Annotated in this window: 21 protein-coding genes; 14 read left to right on the top strand and 7 right to left on the bottom strand. The window is 71.4% G+C overall.

The features are described 5' to 3' along the window. The first annotated feature begins 26 nt into the window (after positions 1-26). From ACFVQG_RS16265 to ACFVQG_RS16255, 3 genes are read left to right on the top strand one after another with little or no spacing between them, the layout of a single operon-like run. Positions 27-815, top strand: coding sequence for an SDR family oxidoreductase (locus ACFVQG_RS16265; RefSeq protein WP_383382470.1), 789 nt, complete (start codon positions 27-29; stop codon positions 813-815). A gap of 27 nt (positions 816-842) precedes the next feature. Beyond that, positions 843-1,457 carry a TetR/AcrR family transcriptional regulator gene (locus ACFVQG_RS16260; RefSeq protein ID WP_383382467.1) on the top strand — a complete coding sequence of 205 codons (615 nt, stop codon included), beginning with the start codon at positions 843-845 and terminating at the stop codon, positions 1,455-1,457. A 17-nt stretch (positions 1,458-1,474) separates the two neighbouring features. Further along, on the top strand, positions 1,475-2,632 hold the full coding sequence (locus ACFVQG_RS16255; RefSeq protein WP_383382464.1) for an acetyl-CoA C-acetyltransferase: 1,158 nt from the start codon (positions 1,475-1,477) through the stop codon (positions 2,630-2,632). A gap of 29 nt (positions 2,633-2,661) precedes the next feature. Here ACFVQG_RS16255 and ACFVQG_RS16250 read toward each other — a convergent pair whose 3' ends face one another. The 5 genes from ACFVQG_RS16250 to ACFVQG_RS16230 all read right to left on the bottom strand — a co-directional run bounded on the left by ACFVQG_RS16250 (position 2,662) and on the right by ACFVQG_RS16230 (position 6,755). After that, on the bottom strand, positions 2,662-3,303 hold the full coding sequence (locus ACFVQG_RS16250; RefSeq protein ID WP_383382460.1) for an SIMPL domain-containing protein: 642 nt from the start codon (positions 3,301-3,303) through the stop codon (positions 2,662-2,664). Continuing rightward, a complete protein-coding gene (locus ACFVQG_RS16245) occupies positions 3,300-4,364 on the bottom strand; it encodes an NAD(P)H-dependent flavin oxidoreductase (RefSeq protein ID WP_383382458.1) in 1,065 nt (354 codons plus the stop codon). Before ACFVQG_RS16245 ends, ACFVQG_RS16250 begins: the two co-directional genes overlap by 4 nt. After that, entirely contained in the window at positions 4,364-5,080 is a 717-nt protein-coding gene (locus tag ACFVQG_RS16240) for a CoA-transferase subunit beta (RefSeq protein ID WP_383382455.1), read from the bottom strand. Before ACFVQG_RS16240 ends, ACFVQG_RS16245 begins: the two co-directional genes overlap by 1 nt. A gap of 68 nt (positions 5,081-5,148) precedes the next feature. Continuing rightward, entirely contained in the window at positions 5,149-5,994 is an 846-nt protein-coding gene (locus ACFVQG_RS16235) for a CoA transferase subunit A (RefSeq protein WP_383383805.1), read from the bottom strand. A gap of 5 nt (positions 5,995-5,999) precedes the next feature. Then, positions 6,000-6,755, bottom strand: a complete 756-nt coding sequence (locus ACFVQG_RS16230) for an enoyl-CoA hydratase family protein (RefSeq protein WP_383382452.1) — start codon at positions 6,753-6,755, stop codon at positions 6,000-6,002. A gap of 133 nt (positions 6,756-6,888) precedes the next feature. Here ACFVQG_RS16230 and ACFVQG_RS16225 point away from each other — a divergent pair, with 133 nt between their 5' ends. Both ACFVQG_RS16225 and ACFVQG_RS16220 read left to right on the top strand, forming a co-directional pair. Then, positions 6,889-7,641, top strand: coding sequence for an SDR family oxidoreductase (locus ACFVQG_RS16225; RefSeq protein ID WP_383382449.1), 753 nt, complete (start codon positions 6,889-6,891; stop codon positions 7,639-7,641). Between the two features lies 1 nt (position 7,642). Next, positions 7,643-8,566, top strand: coding sequence for an SDR family oxidoreductase (locus ACFVQG_RS16220; protein WP_383382446.1), 924 nt, complete (start codon positions 7,643-7,645; stop codon positions 8,564-8,566). 39 nt (positions 8,567-8,605) lie between these two features. On the opposite strand, the gene ACFVQG_RS16215 is transcribed toward ACFVQG_RS16220, so the two are convergent. After that, positions 8,606-9,511: a hypothetical protein gene (locus ACFVQG_RS16215; RefSeq protein WP_383382443.1), complete on the bottom strand. Its 906-nt coding sequence runs from the start codon at positions 9,509-9,511 to the stop codon at positions 8,606-8,608. A gap of 205 nt (positions 9,512-9,716) precedes the next feature. Here ACFVQG_RS16215 and ACFVQG_RS16210 point away from each other — a divergent pair, with 205 nt between their 5' ends. The 7 genes from ACFVQG_RS16210 to ACFVQG_RS16180 all read left to right on the top strand — a co-directional run bounded on the left by ACFVQG_RS16210 (position 9,717) and on the right by ACFVQG_RS16180 (position 18,182). Next, positions 9,717-10,481, top strand: coding sequence for a S1 family peptidase (locus ACFVQG_RS16210; RefSeq protein ID WP_383383802.1), 765 nt, complete (start codon positions 9,717-9,719; stop codon positions 10,479-10,481). Between the two features lie 491 nt (positions 10,482-10,972). Continuing rightward, positions 10,973-11,413 carry a GNAT family N-acetyltransferase gene (locus tag ACFVQG_RS16205; protein WP_383382440.1) on the top strand — a complete coding sequence of 147 codons (441 nt, stop codon included), beginning with the start codon at positions 10,973-10,975 and terminating at the stop codon, positions 11,411-11,413. A 32-nt stretch (positions 11,414-11,445) separates the two neighbouring features. Then, positions 11,446-11,796 (top strand): chorismate mutase, encoded by a 351-nt coding sequence (locus tag ACFVQG_RS16200; protein WP_383382437.1) that lies wholly within the window; start codon positions 11,446-11,448, stop codon positions 11,794-11,796. Between the two features lie 136 nt (positions 11,797-11,932). Further along, complete coding sequence (locus ACFVQG_RS16195; RefSeq protein ID WP_383382433.1) at positions 11,933-12,607, top strand: two-component system response regulator; 675 nt, start codon at positions 11,933-11,935, stop codon at positions 12,605-12,607. A gap of 66 nt (positions 12,608-12,673) precedes the next feature. Then, positions 12,674-15,190, top strand: a complete 2,517-nt coding sequence (pepN, locus tag ACFVQG_RS16190; RefSeq protein ID WP_383382427.1) for an aminopeptidase N — start codon at positions 12,674-12,676, stop codon at positions 15,188-15,190. A gap of 167 nt (positions 15,191-15,357) precedes the next feature. Continuing rightward, positions 15,358-16,752, top strand: coding sequence for a pyridoxal phosphate-dependent decarboxylase family protein (locus tag ACFVQG_RS16185; protein WP_383382424.1), 1,395 nt, complete (start codon positions 15,358-15,360; stop codon positions 16,750-16,752). Further along, positions 16,749-18,182, top strand: coding sequence for a lysine N(6)-hydroxylase/L-ornithine N(5)-oxygenase family protein (locus ACFVQG_RS16180; protein WP_383382421.1), 1,434 nt, complete (start codon positions 16,749-16,751; stop codon positions 18,180-18,182). The genes ACFVQG_RS16185 and ACFVQG_RS16180 overlap by 4 nt, the downstream gene beginning before the upstream one ends. Before the next feature lie 23 nt (positions 18,183-18,205). Here the strand turns inward: ACFVQG_RS16180 and ACFVQG_RS16175 are convergent, their stop codons facing one another. After that, positions 18,206-20,005, bottom strand: coding sequence for a bifunctional metallophosphatase/5'-nucleotidase (locus ACFVQG_RS16175; protein WP_383382418.1), 1,800 nt, complete (start codon positions 20,003-20,005; stop codon positions 18,206-18,208). Between the two features lie 145 nt (positions 20,006-20,150). On the opposite strand from ACFVQG_RS16175, the gene ACFVQG_RS16170 reads away from it, so the two are divergent. Then, positions 20,151-20,849 (top strand): SIMPL domain-containing protein, encoded by a 699-nt coding sequence (locus ACFVQG_RS16170; RefSeq protein WP_383382415.1) that lies wholly within the window; start codon positions 20,151-20,153, stop codon positions 20,847-20,849. A 223-nt stretch (positions 20,850-21,072) separates the two neighbouring features. Continuing rightward, the gene (gene pyk, locus ACFVQG_RS16165; RefSeq protein WP_383382412.1) at positions 21,073-22,503 is read left to right on the top strand and encodes a pyruvate kinase; all 1,431 of its coding nucleotides are present in this window, start codon (positions 21,073-21,075) and stop codon (positions 22,501-22,503) included. Position 22,504: the final 1 nt, after the last annotated feature.

Below are 22,504 nucleotides of genomic sequence, written 5' to 3'. Positions count from 1 at the left end.
AGTGTTTGGTAGATTAGCGTGGTGCCATGACAACGGTCGAGGGACCGCCGTACGTTCCCGGACACGGACTGCTGACCGGACGCACCGCCGTCATCACCGCCGCCGCCGGTACGGGCATCGGCGGGGCCACCGCGCGCCGGTTCCTGGAGGAGGGCGCCCGCGTGCTGGTCAGCGACGCGCACGCGCGGCGGCTCGGGGAGTACCAGGCGAAGCTGGCGGGCGAGTTCCCCGGCGCGGTGTGTTCCGTGGCGTGTGACGTCACCGACGAGGACCAGGTGCGCGAACTGTTCGAGACCGCCGTGGGCGCGCACGGGCGGCTGGACATCGTCGTCAACAACGCCGGGCTCGGCGGGACCTCCGACCTCGTCGACATGACCGACGAGCAGTGGTCGACCGTGCTCGACGTGACCCTGACCGGCACCTTCCGGTGCACCAGGGCCGCCTTGCGGCTGCTGCGCACCGGCGGGTGGGGCGGCGTCGTCGTCAACAACGCCTCCGTCGTCGGGTGGCGCGCCCAGGCCGGACAGGCGCACTACGCCGCCGCGAAGGCGGGCGTCATGGCGCTGACCCGGTGCGCGGCCGTCGAGGCGGCGGCCTACGGCGTACGCGTCAACGCGATCGCGCCGAGCCTCGCCATGCACCCCCATCTGGTGAAGGTCACCACCCCCGAACTGCTGGCCGAACTGACCGCGCGGGAGGCCCTCGGACGGTACGCCGAGCCCTGGGAAGTGGCCAACGTCATCGTGTTCCTGGCCTCCGGCTACTCCTCGTACCTGACCGGAGAGGTCGTCTCCGTCAGCGGCCAGCACCCCTAGCGGCGAACGGCCACGACAATGGACCCCGTGCCGACCAAGAAGAAGCCCCAGGTGACCCCCGCTGCCCCGGCGCGCCGCCGCGAACTGCTGCGCACCGCCGCCGAGGTCTTCGCCGAACAGGGCTACAACGCCACCACCGTGCGCACCATCGCCGACCACGCGGGCATGCTCGCGGGCAGCCTCTACTACCACTTCGACTCCAAGGAGTCGATGCTGGAGGAGATCCTGCGCACCTTCCTCGACGAACTCTGGGACGGCTACGACACCGTCCTGGACGCCGAACTGGGCCCGCGGGAGACGCTCGAAGCACTGGTCACCGAGTCGTTCAAGGAGATCGACCGGCACCGCGCCGCCGTGGCGATCTACCAGAAGGAGAGCAGGCAACTGGTGGCCCAGGAGCGGTTCGGGTTCCTCGCCGAGTCGCAGCGCAGGTTCGAGAAGGCCTGGCTGTCCACCCTGGAGCGCGGGGTCGTCGAAGGGGCCTTCCGCGCCGACCTCGACATCCGGCTCACCTACCGCTTCGTCCGCGACACCGTCTGGGTCGCCGCGTCCTGGTACCGGCCCGGCGGACAGCACAGCCCGGAGGAGATCGCCCGGCAGTACCTGTCGATGGTGCTGGACGGGATCGCCGTACGTACGTAACCCATCCAGGAGTCGCCATGGCCGAGGCCTACATCGTCGAAGCGGTCCGCACGCCCGTCGGGCGGCGCGGGGGAGGACTCGCCGGGGTGCACCCGGCCGACCTCGGCGCCCATGTGCTGAAGGAACTCGTCGCGCGCGCGGACGTCGATCCGGCCGCCGTCGAGGACGTCGTGTTCGGCTGTCTGGACACGGTCGGGCCGCAGGCCGGGGACATCGCACGGACCTGCTGGCTGGCCGCCGGACTGCCCGAGGAGGTGCCCGGCGTCACCGTCGACCGGCAGTGCGGATCCTCCCAGCAGGCCGTGCACTTCGCCGCGCAGGCCGTGCTGTCCGGCACACAGGACCTGGTGGTCGCGGGCGGCGTGCAGAACATGTCGCAGATCCCGATCGCCTACGCCTCCCGCCAGGCCACCGAACCCCTCGGGCTGACCGAGGGACCGTTCGCGGGCAGCGAGGGCTGGCGGGCGCGGTACGGCAAGCAGCCGGTGAACCAGTTCGTGGGCGCCGAGATGATCGCCGCGAAGTGGGGGATCAGCCGGGAGGACCAGGAGGCCTACGCCCTCCGCTCACACCAACGGGCGGTACGCGCGATCGACGAGGGACGCTTCGACCGGGAACTGGTCCCCTACGGCGACGTGACCGCCGACGAGGGCCCGCGCCGGGACACCTCGCTGGCGAAGATGGCCGCGCTGAACCCCGTCATCGACGGCGGCACGATCACCGCCGCCTGCTCCTCGCAGGTCTCCGACGGCGCGGCGGCGATGCTGCTCGCCTCCGCACGGGCGGTGCAAGAGCACGGGCTGACGCCCCGCGCGCGCGTGCACCACCTCTCCGTGCGCGGCGAGGACCCCATCCGGATGCTCACCGCGCCCATTCCGGCCACCGCCCACGCCCTGAAGAAGACCGGCATGACCATCGACGCCTTCGACCTCGTCGAGATCAACGAGGCCTTCGCACCGGTCGTCCTGGCCTGGCTCAAGGAGACCGGCGCCGACCCCGACCGGGTCAACCCCAACGGCGGCGCCATCGCCCTCGGCCACCCCCTCGGCGCGACCGGCACCCGCCTGCTGACCACCCTCCTGCACGAACTCGAGCGCACCGGCGGCCGGTTCGGGCTCCAGACGATGTGCGAGGGCGGGGGCCAGGCCAATGTGACGGTCATCGAGCGGTTGTGAGGCCGTGCGCCAGCGATGGGCGAGGTGACTCAGCGACCGAGTGCGAAGCCCAGTACCACGCCCGCCGACACCTCCACCATCCCCGGCGCCAGGTCGCCCGCGGAGCTGCCGCCACCACCGCCGTGCCCCCGGCGCTGGCGGAACTCGTACGACTCGGAGTCCACGTCCTGGATGTGCACCACCGCGCCCAGCCGCACGCCCGCCGCCTCCGTGTAGACCTGGGCCTTGCGGCGTGCGGCGGCGACCGCCCTGCGGCGCGCCTCGTCCCGCAGCGCGGGCTTGTCGTGGACGTCGAATTCGACGCTGTCGATGCCGCGCGCCCCCGCCGCCACCGCGTCCACGATGAGCTGCTGAAGGCCGTCCAGCGCCTCGCTCTCGACGACGTACTGCGCCTTGCAGAGATAGCCGAGGAACTCCCGCTCGCCGCCGTAGCCGCTGTACTCCGAGCTGAGCCGCAGCCGGGAACCCGACACCGAGGCGTCCGGTATCCCGTGCCCGCGCAGCACCTCCCGCAGCCGTGCCACCGCCGCGCCCGCCTCCTGGAACGCCTGCTCGGGGGCGGGCTCCAGCGTTTCCACCGTCAGCTTCACCCGGACCAGCTGCGGCTCCACCCGCACACTGCCCGCGCCGAACACACTGAGCCCCCAGGGCTCCTTGATCGTCTCTGTCATGCGGGCATTGAAGCACCGCCCTCCGCCAGCGCGCCCAGGGTTTCCGCGGCCTCGCCCATGATCCGGTCCACCAGTTCCCGGCAGGACGGCAGATCCTCGATCACCCCGGCGACCTGCCCCGACGCCATCACCCCCAGATCCGTACGACCGTCCACCATCGACGCCTTCAGCAGCATCGGCGTGTTCGCGGCGAGCAGGACCTGGCTCCAGGTCAGCTCCTTGCCGTGCCTGAGCGCCCGCCCGTCCCGGATCATCCGCGGCCAGCTCGTGCCGGACAGCCTCCGGAAGGCGGCGGCGCGGCGCAGCGCGTGGACCAGGGCCCGGGTACGGCCGGAGTCCTCCAGCGCGTCGACCAGTTCCGTGCGGAGCATGCGGTGGGGCAGTCCGTCGACCGCCCTGGTGACCGTGACGTCCCGCACCGTCGCCGCCAGATAGCGCGTCTTCACCGCGTCCGGCACCGTCGAGTCCGACGTCAGCAGGAAGCGCGTGCCCATCGCGACGCCCGCCGCCCCGTACGCCAGCGCCGCGACCAGGCCCCGGCCGTCGAAGAACCCCCCGGCCGCCACCACCGGGATCCGTACCGCGTCCACCACCTGCGGCAGCAGCACCGTCGTCGCCACCTCGCCGGTGTGCCCGCCGCCCTCACCGCCCTGCACGATCACCGCGTCCGCGCCCCAGGCCGCGACCTTCTCGGCATGGCGGCGCGCGCCCACGGTCGGGATCACCACCACGCCCGCCTCCTTGAGTTCGGCGATCAGTCCGGGGGAGGGCGCGAGGGCGAAGGAGGCCACCCGCACACCCTCGTCGACGATCAGCCGGACCCGGTCGGCGGCGTCCGAGGCGTCCGCCCGCAGATTGACCCCGAAGGGAGCGTCCGTACGGGACTTGACCTCGCGTATCGCCTCGCGCAGCCGGTCCACGGTCATCGTCGCCGAGGCCAGGACACCGAGCGCGCCCGCGTTCGCCGTCGCGGAGACCAGGCGCGGCCCGGCCACCCATCCCATCCCGGTCTGCACCAGCGGGTGACGGACCCCGGCCAGCCGGGTCAGCGCGGTCTCCATCAGTGATCCACCTCCCTCGCGCGGGCGCCCTCCGGGTCGATCACCTCGCGGATCAGCCGCAGCTCCGCCGGGGTGGGGTCGCGGGTGTACGGCACCTCGTCGGGGACCGCGAGCGCGAAGCCGGTGGCCTCCCGCACCTCCTCGACCGTCACCCCCGGATGCAGCGAGGCCAGCCGCATCGAACGGTCCGGTGTCGCGAAGTTGAACACGCCGAGGTCGGAGACGACGCGCGGGACGTGGTGGAAGCGGGCGCCGCCCGCGTGGTCGTAGCCCACCCCGCACACCATGTCGACCCTCGCGACGAACACCCGCCGGGAGTGCCGTGGGATCCAGTAACTGGTGGGGTTGTTCAGGGTGTTGACCGGCGCACCTCGGACGCCCAGCAGTTGGCGCCTCGGTTTCTCCCAGTCGCCGACGCACGAGATGTTCTGGTTGCCGTAGCGGTCGATCTGGCTCGCGCCCATCATCACATGGCGTCGGCCCCCGGTGACCAGGGCCAGGTGCTGGCGGTAGGGGAGCCAGCCCTCGACGGTGCCGTCCGCCGTCGTCAGCAGCGCCTCGCCGTCGGTCAGCAGCAGCTCCGGGGCGAAGGTGAGCCGGGCCAGGCGCGCGCCGACGGACGGGATCAGACCCATGGGGCTGGCCAGGATCTCGCCCGCGCCGCGCCAGGCCTCGGCGCAGGCGATCACGCAGTACTCGCTCCGCGTCGCGCTCATGGGTGTCCTCCGCGTGGCGCTCGTAGGCGTGCTCCGGGGCGTGTTCCGGGGCGTGTTCCCGGGCGTGCTCATGGCGTCCTCTCGTGGAGGTACCGCTCGGCGAACTCCGGCCAGGGTGTGGTCGCGTACTCCCGCTGGACGGTCTCGTCCCGGCCGTAGTCAGGGGCGCAGGACGTGAAGTGCGCGCCGTTCGGGGCCTCGACCACGCCCGTGACCGTGTGCCGTTTGACCAGGAGGGTCTGGGGTGGGGCCTCCTTCGTCAGCTGCGCGGTCTCCACGATCCGTTCGCACGACACGTAGGCCGCGTCCGCCGCCTCGCAGAACAGGTCGTCGAAGTAGGGGTCGGGGCCCAGATACTGGCCGTTGCCCCGCCGGTCGGCGCGGTTGAGGTGCACCAGGGCCGCGTCCAGGCGCAGGGCGGGCATGGCGACGAACGTCTCCCCGTCGTCGTACGGCGATGTCACCGTGCGCAGGGCCGGGTTGACCCGCATCACGTCCGAGCCGAGCCCGGCCCGCACGGGAAGGAACGGCAGCCGGTGCGCGGCCGCTCGCAGACCCCACAGGAACATCGCCTCGTCGACCTCCGTCAGCTCGAGGGCGCCGCGCTCACGGGCCGCGCGGTAGTGCGGTTCGAGCGGGATCGAGTCGAGGGTGACGAAGGGGGCCACCAGCCTGCGGACGCGTCCGGCGGCGGCGAGCATGCCGACCTCCGGGCCGCCGTACGAGACGAGGGTGAGATCGGTGATCTCGGACCGGAGCAGTGCTCTCACCAGCGCCATCGGCTTGCGGCGCGATCCCCAGCCGCCGATGCCGAGAGTCATGCCGCTGGCCAGCCGGGAGACGGCCTCGTCGGCGGTCATGGTCTTGTCGGCGGGCCTTGTGGCTCCGGTGGGCATGGTCCTGGCCGTGGTCATGTCGCTCACTCGGGTGCGTCCTTTCCTTCCCTGCCGAAGTCGGCGCGGATCCGGGCGGCCACGCCGCTGAGCGCGGCCTCGAAGGTGAAGCCCTGTTCGAAGCGGTAGGCGCCACGTACGTCGACGGGATCGATGCCGTTGATCGCGGCCTTGGCCAGCCGCAGCAGCCGGCCGTCCTTGGCGGCGATCTCGCGGGCCAGCTCCAGGGCGGCCGGGAGCAGTCCGGGGCGCGGCACCACCCGCCACACCGAGCCGTGCCCGTGCAGCTCGGCGGCGGTGATCGTGCGCGCGGTGTAGTACAGGGTGCGCATCAGGTGCTGCGGGACCAGCCGGGCCAGATGCGTGGCCGCGCCGAGGGCTCCGCGGTCCAGCTCGGGCAGGCCGAAGACGGCGTCCTCGCTCGCCACGATCGCGTCCGCGTTCCCCGCCAGGCCGACGCCGCCGCCCAGGCAGTGGCCCTGCACCGCCGCCACCACCGGCGTCTCGCACTCGTACACCGCCGCGAAGGCCGCCGCGCAGCCGGAGTTGGCGGCCAGCAGCGCGCTGTCGCCCCGTGCCTGTATCTCCTTGATGTCCACACCCGCGTTGAACCCACGGCCCACGGCGGCCAGCACCACGCACCGCACGCCGGGGTCACGACCGGCCGCGCGCACGGCCTCGGCCAGGGCGAACCAGGCGTGCGCCGGAAGCGCGTTCACCGGCGGGCAGTCGACGGTGACGACGGAAATCCCCTTTTCCGGGGACGAGGTGGAGACACCCATGGGCACATCAGCTACCTTTCCACCAAACATTTGTTAGGTGCGGCGACGCTTCGAAGCTAGCAGCACCCGACGGGCCGTGGGAGGGCCTGTGGATAACCGGGCCATGGACGACCGGGCCAGGGGCAAGCGGCCTGTGGACAACTTGCGGGACCGGGTCGTCGTCGTCACCGGCGGCACCCGGGGCGTCGGAGCCGGAATCGCGCGGGCCTTCGCCGACGCCGGGGCCCAGGTGGTGAGCTGCGCCCGGCGGCCCCCCGAAGTACCGCTCGACGGGGTGGAGTTCGCACCGCTCGACGTACGGGACGCGGCGGCGGTCGGGGACTTCTTCGCCGCCCGGCCCCGGGTGGACGTCCTGGTCAACAACGCGGGCGGCGCGCCCTACCGCCCACTGGCCGACGCCGCGCCCGAGCGGCACGCCAGGGTCATCGAACTGAACCTCACCGCCCCGCTGATCACCTCCCTCGCCGCCTACCAGCACCTCAGGCGGACGCGGGGCAGCATCGTGATGATCGGCAGCGTCAGCGGGGGACGCCCCTCACCCGGGACGGCGGCGTACGGGGCGGCCAAGGCGGGGCTGGAGAGCCTCGCCCGCTCGATGGCCGTGGAGTGGGCGCCCCAGGTGCGGGTCAACACGCTCGTGGTCGGCATGGTCCGCACCGAGTCGTCGGCGCTGCACTACGGCGACACCGACGGCGTCGCGGCCGTCGCCCGCACCGTGCCGCTCGGGCGGCTCGCCGAACCCGCCGACGTCGGCGCGGCGGCGGTGTTCCTCGCCTCCGGCGCCGCCGCCTACATCAGCGGGGCGAGCCTGCTGGTGCACGGGGGCGGGGAGCGGCCGGTGTTCCTGGACGCGGCGAACGTGCATGTCGGACGACGGGAGACGTGAGATGGACGGGCGACGTGGGTTGTGTGCCGGGCGGGTCGTCGTGGTCACCGGGGCGGGGCGCGGCCTCGGGCGCGCACACGCGCGTGCCTTCGCCGCCGAGGGCGCGCGGGTCGTCGTCAACGACCTCGGCGTCGGCCTCGACGGCGCACCCGACGCCGACAGTCCCGCCGTACGCGTCGTGGCGGAGATCCGTGCGGCGGGCGGCGAGGCGGTCGCACACGGCGGGGACGTGGCGACGAACGAGGGCGCCGCGTCCCTCGTACGGACGGCCGTGGAGACCTACGGAGGGCTGGACACGCTGGTCGGCAACGCCGGGTTCCTGCGGGACCGGATGCTCGTCAATCTGGCGGAGGACGACTGGGACGCGGTGATCCGGGTCCATCTGAAGGGGCACTTCCTGCCGCTGAAGCACGCCGCCGGGTACTGGCGCGCGGAGGCCAAGGCGGGGCGCACGCCGGTCGCCCGGGTCGTCCACACCAGCAGCGGCGCGGGGCTGCTGGGGTCCGTGGGGCAGGGGAACTACAGCGCCGCCAAGGCCGGAATCCTGGGGCTGACGCTGGTGGCGGCGGCGGAGCTGGGGCGGTACGGGGTCCAGGTCAACGCGATCGCGCCGGTGGCCAGGACCCGGATGACGGAAGCGGTGTTCGCCGAGACGATGGCCGTACCGGAAGGCCCGGGCAGTGCCTTTGACGCCATGGCACCGGAGAACGTGTCGCCGGTCGTGGTGTGGCTGGGATCCGCCGCGTGCTCAGGGGTGAGCGGCCGGGTGTTCGAGGTGGAAGGGGGCCGGGTGACGGTCATGGAGGGGTGGCGGAGAGGGCCCGGCGCGGAGAGAGGGGGACGGTGGGGGGTGCGTGAGGTGGGGGAGACGATGCTGAAGCTGGTGGCGCGGGCGGAGCCACCAGGGGCGGTCTACGGAGCGTAGGCGTAGGCCGATACGACTCCTCGCGGCGGCCCGCGGGGGCTATGTGTCGCACTCCAGCACCGTGCGGCACAACCCGCACCGCGCCCGCACCCGCCCCCGTACCGGCACCCGGATGCGCTGGTGGCAGGTCGGGCAGGGGAACGACACGCGTAGGGGGCCGTGTCCGTCCGGGGTGAAGGCGTACGGGGCGCCGGGCTCCGGCAGCAGCGCGGCGGCGTGGTGGGGGTCCTGGGCGTGGCGGCGGTCGCGGGCGTAGCGGCGGCGGCCCGCCCAGCCCGCCGCGGTGAGCGGTGGCTGCTGCTCGTCCCTGCGGGCCCGGGCCATGCCCTTCACATACGCCGTGTACGCCTGCGGGCTGGTGAACCACGTCGACGGGTCCTCACCGAACAGCAGCGCCCGCTTCGCCAGCACGTACCCGAACTCCTCCGGCGTGAGATAGCCCAGCTTCTGGGACGACGCCGAGTCCTCCCGGTACGCGTCGAGGAGCAGCCAGCCCGCGCCCAGATACGTCGTCGCGGTGTCCGTGAGGATCTCGTTGTCCCGGGTGCCGGGGAACGACAGATCCAGCCGGTGCAGATAGACGTGCATGATCTCGTGGGCGAGGGCCGCGCCGATGTCCCGGCGGTGGGTGCGGAAGCGGTCGTTCAGCTCCACGAAGTACTCGGGCCCGGCGGCGAGTTCGACGTTCGCCGCGTGCGTCATCTCACGGAAGCTGACGATCAGCCGGGCGTCCGGCAGGCGGTAGTGCCGGACCAGTTCACGGGCCACCCGCTGGGCGCCCAGGTAGAGGTCGTCGGTGTCGCAGAACGCCACGTCGACCGGGGGGACGCTGGTCGCGAACGTCTGGACGGTGTCGTACGACAGCCGTCTGTACAGCGCGGTGATCGCGGCCCGCACCGTCTCCAGATGCGGGTAGCCGTGTTCGACCGGTCCGTCGTTCGCCACGTCCGTACCCCCAAGACGCTGTGAACCCGATTCCACTGTACGAGGGGTAGAGCGGATTCTGCCTGGTCGGGTTCCGTCACGGGGGCGTGACATCGGTCCTTGTCATGCACGCCGCCCTCTACCCATACTGCGAGCCGCCCAACCCCCCACGAAGGGACGTACGTTGACCCATAACGCAACCAAAGGTGACAGGGGCCGAGGGCGCCTGTCCCTGGCGAAGCGGGCCGCGGCCACGGGTGCCGTGGCCCTCGCGGTCGCCTCCCTCCAGCCCCTGAGTGCCGAGGCCGCCTCCACGCGTGTCGTGGGAGGAACGCCCGCCGCGCAGGGTGAGTTCCCCTTCCTCGTCCATCTCTCGATGGGCTGCGGCGGGGCGCTCTACAAGAAGGACGTCGTACTGACCGCCGCGCACTGTGTGGACGGTTCCGGCAACAACACCCGTATCACCGTCACGGCGGGTGTCGCCGACCTCAACTCGTCCGCCGCGATCAAGGTCAGATCGACCAAGGTCAAGCAGGCGCCGGGCTACAACGGCACCGGCAAGGACTGGGCGCTGATCAAACTCGCCCGGCCGATCGACCGGCCCACGCTGAAGATCGCCACCACCACGCGCCACAACCGCGGCGTGTTCACCGTCGCGGGCTGGGGCGACACCCGGGAGAACGCCAACACCGGCACGACCAAGCTCCGCAAGGCCCAGGTGGGGTTCATCAGCGACCGCGCGTGCAAGTGGCACTACGGCGACCGGCTGGTGTCGAAGGAGGAACTGTGCGCCGGGCATCCGCGCGGCGCCATCGACACCTGCCAGGGCGACTCCGGGGGCCCCATGTTCCGCAAGGACGACGCGGGCAAGTGGCTCCAGGTCGGCATAGTCAGCTGGGGCGACGGCTGCGCCCGCACGGGGGTGCCCGGCGTCTATACCGAGGTCAGCACGTTCGCGGGGCAGATAGCTCGGGCGGCGGACGCGCTCTGAGGGCGGTGGACGCGCTCTAAGGGTGACGGGGGTGCTTCGCGGTACGGGCGTGCCTCGCGGTACCGGCGTGCCTAGCGGTGGGGGGCGCTTCGCGGGGGTGGGGCGCTTCGGTGCGGGGCGGTGACTTGGTGGCGGGGGCGCTTCTTCAAGGCGCGGTGACTTTGTGGCGGGGGGCGCTTCTTCAAGGCGCGGTGACTTCGTGTTGGGGGGGCGCTTCTCCAAGGCGCGGTGACTTCGTGCCGGGGAAGCGCTTCGCCAAGGCGCGGTGGCCTGACCACAGCCCGGCCACTTCGCGACGGCGCGGCGACTGCCCGACAGCGGGGCGCTCCGCCACAACCCGGTCGCCTCACAGTACGAGGCACCGCACCACACCGCCGCCACTCCGGCGGAGCCGTACCCCAAGGGACCCGCGAAAGCACCCCAGGGGACCGACCTGCGGCTCCGCCGGAAATCGTCTCGCCCTCCGGCCCGCGTTCCGGCACAATCCGTGCGTGACCACCACGGAACACCTCCATGTGGGCGGCAAGGACGACGCCCTCGAACAGCGCCTCGACGACGAGCTGACCGCCTTCAACGCCGAGGCGACCGGCGCCGGAGTCCCCGAGGGACTCACCGTCAGCGTCACCGACGGGGCGGGCGAACTCGTCGGCGGGCTCACCGCGTACGTCTGGGGCGGGCTGTGCGCGATCGACATGCTGTGGGTGCGCGCGGACCAACGGCACGCGGGCTGGGGCGGCAGACTGCTGCGCGCCGCCGAGGACGAGGCCGTGCGGCGCGGCTGCACCGACCTGGCCGTCTCCTCGTACACCTTCCAGGCCCCCGGCTTCTACGTCCGGCACGGCTTCCGGGAGACCGGCCGCATCCCCGGTGTCCCCGGCGGCCACGCGGACGTCTGCCTCCACAAGAGCATCGGTGAGGGCATCGGTACCTGAGCCGTTCCGAGGTCCACGTAGGGTGAACACCCATGACCACCAGCAACACCGGAACCGGTGACGTCGACCCCGCGGTCCGCGCGGAACTCGCCCGGCTGCGGGACAGCATCGACAACATCGACGCGGCCGTCGTCCACATGCTCGCCGAGCGGTTCAAGTGCACCCAGCAGGTCGGCCACCTCAAGGCCGCCCACCAGCTGCCGCCCGCCGACCCGGCCCGGGAGGCCCGGCAGATCGCCCGGCTGCGCGCGCTCGCCGAGAACGCCAAACTGGACCCGGCCTTCGCCGAGAAGTTCCTCAACTTCATCATCGCCGAGGTCATCCGGCACCACGAGAGCATCGCCGGGGACGCCGTGAACGGCTCGGCGCCGGTGGCCGATTGACCTCGGCAGTTGCCCGGAGGGCGTGACAGCGGGCCGCGTAAGGGGCATGCTGCGCTGTGCACTCCTTGTCAACCGGCGAGCACTCCCCGTCAGCGGCCGGGCGCGTCCCGGGTCCCGCGCGGGAGGGAGGTCGGGCATGCCACCGGACGCCAGGATCCTCATCGTCGACGATCACGACGACACGCTGTACGCGCTGGAGAGCGCCCTCGCCCCACTCGGCCACCTGCTCGCCAGCGCCACCAGCGGGGACGAGGCCCTCAAACAGGTTCTCCGGGGCCGGGTCGGCCTGCTGCTGCTCGATGTGCGCCTGCCCGGCATCAGCGGCCTGGAGGTCGTGCGCTACCTGCGGCGCCTGGAGCAGACCCAGCACATTCCCGTCGTTCTGCTCACGGGCTTCGCCCAGGACCAGGAACTCGCCGCCACCGCCTTCCAGCTCGGCGTCGCCGACCTCGTCACCAAGCCCGTCGACCCCTGGACCCTGCGCACCAAGGTCCGCTACCTCTACGACGCCCACCAGCGCCGCCTGGCACTGGAACAGGAGATCCGCGAACTGCGCAGCCTGATCAAGAACGACCCCGCCCCCCAACCCTCCGGCGCCCCAAGCGCCCATGCCCTCCCAGGCGCTCCCGGCACCCACGGCGCCCTGCGCCCCCACCTCCCCACCCCCGACACCTGGACCCCGGACACCTGGCCCCCCGACCCCTGGGGCCCGGACCCCCGCCTCCCCGTCCAGCGCACCCCCACCCCCCAGGAAGCGCCCCCGCACCCCGCCCCCGACCCACCCGCAACCCCCGCCCAGGACCGGACATAACGCCCGAACCGGCCGCGATCCCCTCCGCCCCTGTGCGCTGTCAGTGCCATCAGGCAGCATGTCTGCATGTCCGTACTCACGCGCGACGAAGCGCAGACCCGTGCCAGGCTCCTCGACGTCCACCGCTACACGATCGACCTCGATCTCACGGGCGGCGACGACACCTTCGACTCCAGGACCGTCATCCGGTTCACCGTGCGCGCGGACCAGGACGCCACGGACACCTTCGTCGAGGTCAAGCCCGCCGAACTGCGCTCCGCCACGCTCGACGGACACCCGCTCGACCCGGAGAGCCTCACCGAGAACCGCCTCCCCCTGAAGAACCTCACCCCCGGCGAGCACGAACTGCGCCTGACCGCGCGCATGCGCTACTCCCGCACCGGTGAGGGCATGCACCGCTTCACCGACCCCAGCGACGGCGAGACCTACGTCTACACCCAGATGTTCATGGACGACGTCCAGCGCGTCTTCGCCGCCTTCGACCAGCCCGACCTGAAGGCCGTCTTCGACCTCACCGTCACGGCCCCCGAAGGCTGGACCGTCCTCGCCAACGGCATCACCGAACACCTCGGAGACGGCCGCTGGCAGGCCGCCACCACGCCACCCATCTCGACCTACCTCGTCGCCGTCGCCGCGGGCCCCTGGCACTCCATCCGCACCGAACACCGCGACCTGCCCTTCGGCATCCACTGCCGCCGCTCCCTCGCCCCCCACCTCGACGCCGACGCCGACGAGATCCTCGACGTCACGCGCGCGTGCTTCGACCGCTACCACGAGAAGTTCGACGAGCCGTACCCCTTCGACTCCTACGACCAGGCGTTCGTCCCCGAGTTCAACGCGGGCGCCATGGAGAACCCCGGACTGGTCACCTTCCGCGACGAGTTCGTCTACCGCTCCGCCGTCACCGACACCGAGCGGCAGACCCGCGCGATGGTCATCGCCCACGAGATGGCCCACATGTGGTTCGGCGACCTCGTCACCCTGCGCTGGTGGGACGACATCTGGCTGAACGAGTCCTTCGCCGAGTACATGGGCTACCAGACCACCGCCGAGGCCACCCGCTTCACCGACACCTGGACCGACTTCGGCATCACCCGCAAGGCCTGGGGCTACGACGCCGACCAGCGCCCCTCCACCCACCCCGTGGCACCCGACTCCGTCGAGGACACCGCCTCCGCCCTGCTCAACTTCGACGGCATCTCCTACGCCAAGGGCGCCTCCGCCCTCCGCCAACTCGTCACCTGGCTCGGCGAGAAGGACTTCCTCTCCGGCATCAACAACCACTTCACCCGCCACAAGTTCGGCAACGCCACCCTCGCCGACTTCATCGACTCCCTCGCCGACGCCACCGAACGCGACGTCCACACCTGGGCCGACACCTGGCTGCGCACCACCGGCGTCGACACCCTCACCCCCCGGATCACCCCCGGCGACGGCGGCGTCTGCACCCTCACCGTCGACCGCACCGGCACCCGCCCCCACCGCATCGCCGTCGGCGTCTACGACCAGGACCTCACCGACGAGGGCCGCCTCACCCTGCGCCACCGCGTCGAACTCGACGTCCCGCACCCCGACGGCGGCCACCCCATCGGCAAGCCCCCCGCCCTGCTCGTCCTCAACGACGGCGACCTCACCTACACCAAGGTCCGCTTCGACCAGAAGTCCTTCCACACCCTCGGCGAAAACCTCTCCGGCCTGCCCGACCCGATCACCCGCGCGGTCGTGTGGAACGCCCTCAGGGACGCCGTCCGCGACGGCGAACTCCCGCCCGCCACCTACCTCCGCACCGCCCGCACCCACCTCCCCCACGAGACGGACCTCGCCGTCACCCAGGGCGTCCTCGTCTTCGCCGCCACCCAGATCGCCGACCGCTACACCACGCCCGAGGACCGCCCCGCCGCCCTCGCCACCCTCTCCTCCCTGTGCCGCGACCTCATCCGCCGCACCGAGGACGGCGACCACCCCGGCCTGCGCCTGATCGCCGTACGCCACGCCATCGACGTCGCCGCCCAACCCGACACCCTCGCCGCCTGGCTCGCCGACGGCACCGTCCCCGGCGGCCCCGAACTCGACCCCGAGCTGCGCTGGCGCATCCTCGGCCGCCTCGCCGTCCTCGGCGCCACCGACGAGGCCGCCATCGCCGCCGAACTGGCCCGCGACCCAAGCGCCACCGGCCAGGAAGGCGCCGCCCGCTGCCGCGCCGCCCTGCCCGACCCCGAAGCCAAGGCCACCGCGTGGGAGGCCATGTTCAGCCACGACGACCTGTCCAACTACCTGTTCACCGCCACCGCCCGCGGCTTCTGGCAGCCCGAACAGGCCGACCTGCTCCGCCCGTACCTCGCCCGGTACTACGAGGACGCCGTCGCCCTCGCCGCCCGCCGCGGCCCCGCCATCGCCGACGCCGCGGGCCGCTGGGCCTTCCCCGCCCACGCCGTCGACGCCGAAACCCTCCGGCACGGCGAGGAGTGCCTGCGCGACGCCGACCTCATCCCGGCACTGCGCCGCAAGCTCATCGACCAACTCGACGACCTGGCCCGCGCCCTGCGCGTCAGAGAGGCACAGCAGCCGTCCACGGAGGCATGACGGACCGCACCGGCGGCGGGTGACAGCCCGCCGCCACCGCGGGGGGCCAACGCCCCGGTACCCCCTTTCGGGTAGCGATCCCGCGCTTTCCGGGCGCACCGCGACCCCCACGGACAAGCTGGGAGTCCACCGGCGGACCCGCTCTGCCCGCGCCCGGAGGACAGCCCATGCGCACGCCGCCCCTCGCCTCAGGCCCCCACGGCCCCGACGCACTGCGGCCGTTGCTCGACACCGTCCTCGACGCCCTGCGCACCGGCACCCGGGCCCGCGGCGGCCCCCTCCCCGCCGGCGGCCCGGACGCCACCGCCGCCCGGCTCCGCGACGCCGTAGGGGACGTACTCCCGCAGCACGGCGAACCGGACGCCCTGCGCCACCTCGTCCACGCCCTCGCCGAAGGCGCCGCCGACCCGGCACACCCCCTGTGCACCGCCCACCTGCACGGCCCGCCACTCGCCGTGGCCACCGCCGCCGACCTCGCCACCAGCGCCCTGAACCCGTCCCTCGACTCCTGGGACCAAGCCCCCGCCGCCTCGGAACTGGAAAGACTCGTCACCCGCGCCCTGGCCCACGAAGCCGGTCACGCCGACGCCCTCGTCACCACCGGCGGCACCGAGGCCAACCAGCTCGCCCTGCTCCTCGCCCGCGAGACACACCCCCGGCGCACCGTACGGCTCGTCCACGGCGCCAACGCCCACCACTCCCTCCCACGCGCCGCCTGGCTCCTCGGCCTTCCCGAACCCGTCGCCATCCCCACCCCCACCGGCACCCTCGACCCCACCGCACTCGACGACACCCTCACCGCACACCCCGGCCCCCACCTCGTCGCCGCCACCGCGGGCACCACCGACGCCGGACTCATCGACCCCCTGCCCGCCATCGCCGCCCGCTGCCGAGCACACGGCGCCCGACTCCACATCGACGCCGCCTACGGCGGACCCCTGCTGTTCAGCGACCAGCACCGCCACCTGCTCACCGGCCTGGACAGCGCCCACACCCTCGCCCTCGACCTGCACAAACTCGGCTGGCAACCGATCGCCGCGGGCCTGCTCACCCTCAAGAACCCCGGCGACCTCACCGCCCTGCACCACCGCGCCGACTACCTCAACCCCGCCGACGACACCGAAGCGGGCCTGCCCGACCTGCTCGGCCGCTCCCCGCGCACCAGCCGCCGCCCCGACATCCTCAAGATCGCCGTCACCCTCAAGACACTCGGCCGCACCGGCCTCGGGGCACTCATCGACCAAGTGTGCGCCCGCGCACACGACTTCGCCGCGCTCGTCGACGCCCACCCCGCCCTCGAACTCCACGCCCCACCCACCATCAGCACCGTCCTGTTCCGCCCCACCGGCGCCCCCGACACCACCGTGGCCGCCCTGCGCCGCCAACTCATCACCGACGGCCACGCCGTCCTCGGCCGCGCCCGCCCGGCCCACGGCCGCCTCTGGCTCAAGGCCACCTTCCTCAACCCCCACACCGGGCCCGACGACCTGGCCGCACTCCTGCAACTCGTAGAAGCGACGCTCGTAGAAGCGACACCCGAAAAAGGAACCACCCCCCGATGAAACCCACCCCCGGCCCCGCCACCACCCCCGACACCCCCCGCGACCTCGTCGGCATCGGGATCGGCCCCTTCAACCTCTCCCTGGCCGCCCTCGCCCACCCCCTCGCCGAACTCGACGCCGTCTTCTACGAGCAACGACCCACCTTCACCTGGCACCCCGGCCTGCTCCTCGACGGCGCCCGCGTCCAAGTGCCCTTCCTCGCCGACCTCGTCACCCTCGCCGACCCCGCCAGCCCGTGGACCTTCCTCAACTACCTCAAGGCCCGCGACCGGCTCTTCCCCTTCTACTTCGCCGAGCGCTTCCACATCCAGCGCACCGAGTACGACGCCTACTGCCGCTGGGTCGCCAGCAGCCTCCCCGGACTCCACTTCCGCCACCAGGTCGACGCCGTCCGCTGGAACCCCGAACGCGACATCTTCGAGGTCGACCACACCCAACTCGACCCCAGCGGCCAGGCCGAGACACTCGGCCGCACCTACACCCGCAACGTCGTCCTCGGCATCGGCACCGAACCCCACATCCCCGACCCGCTGCGCCCCCTCACCGACGCACCCGGCGTCCCCGTCATCCACTCCGCCGACTACCTCGACCACCGCGCCACCCTGCTCACCGCCGACCACATCACCGTCATCGGCTCAGGACAGTCGGGCGCCGAGATCTTCCTCGACCTGCTCCGCCACCGCCCGGCAGGCCGCGAACGCCTCCACTGGCTCGGCCGCACCCCCGCCTTCGCCCCCATGGAGTACTCCAAACTCGGCCTCGAACACTTCACCCCCGACTACACCCGCTACTTCCACGCCCTCCCCGAACCCGTCCGCGACCACCTCCTCACCAGCCAGTGGCAACTCCACCGGGGCATCGACACCGACACCATCACCGCCATCCACGACGAGCTGTACCGCCGCACCCTGCACGGCGGCTGGCCCGACGCCGTCCTCACCCCCGGCGTCCGCGTCCGCACCGCCGGACGCATCGCCACCACCAAAATCGAACTCCACCTCGAAGACATCCACCAGAGCACCCGCAGCCGCCTCACCACCGACGCCGTCGTCCTCGCCACCGGCCACCGCGAACGCCCCCTCACCCGCCTCCTCGCCGCCCTCGACCCCTACCTACGCCGCGACAGCCACCACCGCCCCCGCATCGACGAACACCACCGCCTCGCCCTCGACCCCGCCATCACCGCCGCCGGCTGCCACCTCTACGTCCAGAACGCCGAACGCCACACCCACGGCGTCGGCACCCCCGACCTCGGCCTCGCCGCCTGGCGCAGCGCCACCATCCTCAACGCCCTCACCGGCAAGGAGCCCTACCCCCTCCCGCACCGCACCGCCTTCACCACCTTCGGCCTGGAACAGCGACAGCCCCAGATCCCGGCCGCACGCCAGTACGAGGCGAGAACACTCACCCCCCTGAGGGACGGAATCTGAGGCTGCCCCCACCCGACCGCCGACTAGAACACCGGCGTACCGTCCCGCGTCAGCCTCCAGTCCACCGACGCGAAGTCCGCCGGGTCCAGCACACCCTTCACGGTCACCCACTCCGCGATCCGGGTACGGATCTCCGTCGACTCCGACCACAGCTCCTTCACCGACGCCACATGCGGGAACGCGCCACCACCATTCGCGCGGTAGTTGTTCACCGCGAACACGAACTGCCGCGCGTCATCGAGAGCGGCACCGCCGTACATGAGGTTCCTGATACGCGAACCCGCCGCCCGCGCGATGTCGATGTCGTACGACAGACCCGAGACGTAGTCGTAGTTGTAGTCCGGACGGTTGCTCGCGTTGGTCAGCTTCGCGACGTCCACCGGCGCGTCGGCGGCCGTCTGCACGAAATACTCCGCCGAATACTCCAGGTACGCGCGCAACTGCGCACCCGTCATCAGCTTCGCCACCAGCGTGTTGTCATACACGTACAGACTCGACAGATCACGGATGGTCACCTCACCAGCCGGGATCTCCGACGTACGGGAGAACGGCGACGCCTGCGCGATCACCGGCAGCGCCGCGTACTCCGTGCCCGCCAACGCCTCCCTGACGACATCCTCCTGAACCCTGGTGATCAGGTCGATGATCGGGGCGTCCTTGTACCGGGCGTCCACCGTCGTCAGGGTCTGAGTCGCCGTACCGACAACCTGGTTGACGTACTCGACGACCTTCGCGTGCTCGTCCGACAACAGCTTGGTGATCTTCGGGTCATCGGCGACCGCGTTCGAGTTCAGCACCTTCGCCGAAACGGACTCCACACTCCAACGGCCCCTCGAGAACACCAGCTCGAAGTCGAACACCGACAGCCGCTGCGCATACGCCAGCGGCTCCGACAGCACCACCGTCCTCCCGGTCCTGTCGTTGGTGACCTTCAGCTCCGGGATCTCCACGTGGGCGTGCCCGACCAGGATCGCGTCGATGTCCGGCACCTGCCGCGCCACGTTCGCCGCCGCGTTCTCCACATACGGCAACTGGTCACCGTACGACGACGTACCGGACGAACCCGAGTGCGCCGACACGACCACCACGTCCGCGCCCATCGACTTCAGCTTCGGCACCCACTTCGCGGCCTGCTCCTCCAGCCCCGGGAACGCCAGCTTGCCCTGCACATACGCCTTGTCCCAGATCGCGATGCCCGGATTCGTCAGCCCCAGCACCGCCACCTTCACCGGCCTCGCCCCCGGCACCCGGAACGTCTTCATGAAGTACGGCGGGAAGGCGGGCCGCAGCGTCTTCGCGTCCACCGCGTTCGCACCGAGCAACGGGAAGTCGCACTGCTCCTCGAACTTCCGCAGCGTCTCGATGCCGTAGTTGAACTCGTGGTTCCCCAGCGCCACCGCGTCATAGCCGATCGCGTTCATCGCCCGCGCCATCGGATGCACCGGCCCGCCCTCGGCGGTGATCGGATCGACCTTCGCGTAGTAATACGTCAACGGGGTGCCCTGAATCGTGTCACCCGCGTCCAGCAGCAGCGTGTTACGACGGCCCTTCTCCGCACGAACCTGGTCCACCAAGGTCGAGATCCGCGCCAGACCCTGGGTGTTGCCCGCCGCGTCCGCGTAGTCGGCGTCCTTGAAATAGTCCCAGTTGAAGACCCGGCCGTGCAGATCGGTCGTGCCCAGCACCGACAGCGAGTACCGCTTACCGGGCCTCCCACCCCGCGCGGCGGCCTGCGCCGCCGGAGCCGCCGCCGCGCCCGCGACCGCCACCCCCGCTCCCGTCACAGCAGACCTCTTCAGAAACTTCCGGCGGTTCAACGGCATGGCTCGTACTCCTTGGAGCGTGGTCCCAACGACGCGCGTAGATAACGCGCGTAGATTCTGACCCGCCCACAACCAACAGCAACAGGCCCACCACGTTTCGATCTGATGACCCCACCTGTGAACCACCCCTGACACAGTGGGACGTATGACCACACCCACCGCCCAGCCCTACGGCACCCCCGAAGCCCCCCGCCTCGCCGTCCGCGGCGAAGCCCACCTCGAAGTCGACCCCGAAACAGCCCGCATCGCCATCACCGTCCACGCCCGAGGCCGCGACCGCCGCAGCGCCCTCGACGACCTCACCCACCGCAACACCACCGCCCTCGACCTCGTCAAGACCTACGGCGACGCCGTCGAACGCCTGGAAACCGGCACCTTCTCCATCACCCCCGAACTCACCAAACACGGCCGCGGCGAACGCCTCCGCACCTACCACGGCACCGTCCACATCACCGCCGAACTCACCGACTTCACCGCCCTCGGCGAACTCACCACCCGCCTCGCCGACCTCGACCTCACCCGCGTCGACGGCCCCTGGTGGGCCCTGCGCCCCGACTCACCCGCCCACCGGCACGCCCACCAACAGGCCGTCACCGACGCCGTCCAACGCGCCCGCGCATACGCCGAAGCCCTCGGCACCACCCTCGCCGCCCTCGTCGAACTCGCCGACCTCGGCGCCGAGAACCCCGACCACTACCACCCCGTCGCCACCGGTATGCGCTCCATGGCCTACGCGGCCGCCGCCGAGGACGCCGCCGCCGCCCCCCTCGACCTCCAACCCCAACGCCAACACGTCCACGCCGCCGTCCACGCCCGCTTCACCATGGCGCCGCCCACCCTCTAGCCGTACTGCATCGAAAAAGCAGCCGAATTCGCTCACACTCTGCAAGCCTTTCCTCACTGCGCCACATCACCGGATCGCAATACCGGAGCGCATTACTGATCGCATGCTCATCAGAGCGCCCGGGCGCACAATTCAACACTTGTCAACACCCCTTCACTGAAAGGTTGTTGAGTAGTCATGCCGCACCAATTCTCTACCCACCGGTAAGGCCTAGGCTCGAAACATGCGCCGAGCGAAGATCGTCTGCACCCTGGGGCCCGCCACCGACTCATACGACCAGATCAAGGCCCTGGTCGAAGCCGGAATGGACGTCGCCCGATTCAACCTCAGCCACGGCAGCTACGCCGACCACGAGGAGCGCTACCAGCGCGTGCGCAAGGCTGCCGACGAAACCGGCCGCAGCGTCGGAATCCTCGCCGACCTTCAGGGTCCGAAGATCCGGCTCGGCCGCTTCGCCGAAGGCCCCGTACTCCTTGAACGCGGCGACACCTTCACCATCACCGTCGAGGACAACACCCAAGGCGACCGCACCACCTGCGGAACCACCTACAAAGGCCTCGCCGCCGACGTCACCCCCGGTGAGCGCATCCTCGTCGACGACGGCAAAGTATGCCTCGAAGTCACCGCCGTAGACGGCCCCCACGTCCACACCACCGTCCTCGAAGGCGGCATGGTCTCCGACAACAAGGGCCTCAACCTCCCCGGCGTCGCCGTCTCCGTCCCCGCCCTCTCCGACAAGGACGAAGCCGACCTCCGCTGGGCCCTGCGCACCGGCTTCGACGTCATCGCCCTGTCCTTCGTCCGCAGCGGACGCGACGCCGAGGACGTCCACCGCATCATGGCCGAGGAAGGCCGCCGCCTCCCCGTCATCGCCAAGGTCGAGAAGCCCCAGGCCGTCGACCACCTCGACGACATCGTCGCCGCCTTCGACGGCATCATGGTCGCCCGCGGTGACCTCGGCGTCGAAATGCCCCTCGAACAGGTGCCGATTGTCCAGAAACGCGCCATCAAACTGGCCCGCCGCAACGCCAAACCAGTCATCGTCGCCACCCAGATGCTCGACTCCATGATCGACAACTCCCGGCCCACCCGGGCCGAGGCCAGCGACGTCGCCAACGCGGTCATCGACGGCACGGACGCGGTGATGCTCTCCGGCGAGACGAGCGTCGGCAAATACCCCGTGGAGACGGTCCGCACCATGGCCCGCATCGTCGAGGCCGCGGAAGAGGACATGCTGGCCAAGGGCCTGCCCCCGCTGACCGAAAGCAACAAGCCCCGCACCCAGGGCGGCGCGGTCGCCAGGGCGGCAGCGGAAATGGGCGACTTCCTCGGCGCCCGCTTCCTCGTCGCCTTCACCCAGTCCGGCGACACGGCCCGCCGCCTGTCCCGCTACCGCTCCCCGATCCCCCTCCTCGCCTTCACCCCCGACCCGGCGACCCGCTCCCAACTCAGCCTCACCTGGGGCGTCGAGACCTTCCTCGGCCCACACGTCGACTCCACGGACGCCATGGTGGACCAGGTCGACGAACTGCTGACCAAGTACGCCCGCTGCGAGCAGAACGACACGGTCATCATCACGGCGGGCTCGCCGCCGGGGATGTCGGGGACGACAAACATGGTGCGGGTGCATCACATCGGCGAGGAGACGGTGTAGG

It is taken from the genome of Streptomyces sp. NPDC057877 (assembly GCF_042796855.1).
Classification (GTDB): Bacteria; Actinomycetota; Actinomycetes; order Streptomycetales; family Streptomycetaceae; genus Streptomyces.
The sequence above is the reverse complement of the archived record's forward strand: the minus strand, read 5'-3'. Positions and strand labels throughout refer to the sequence as shown.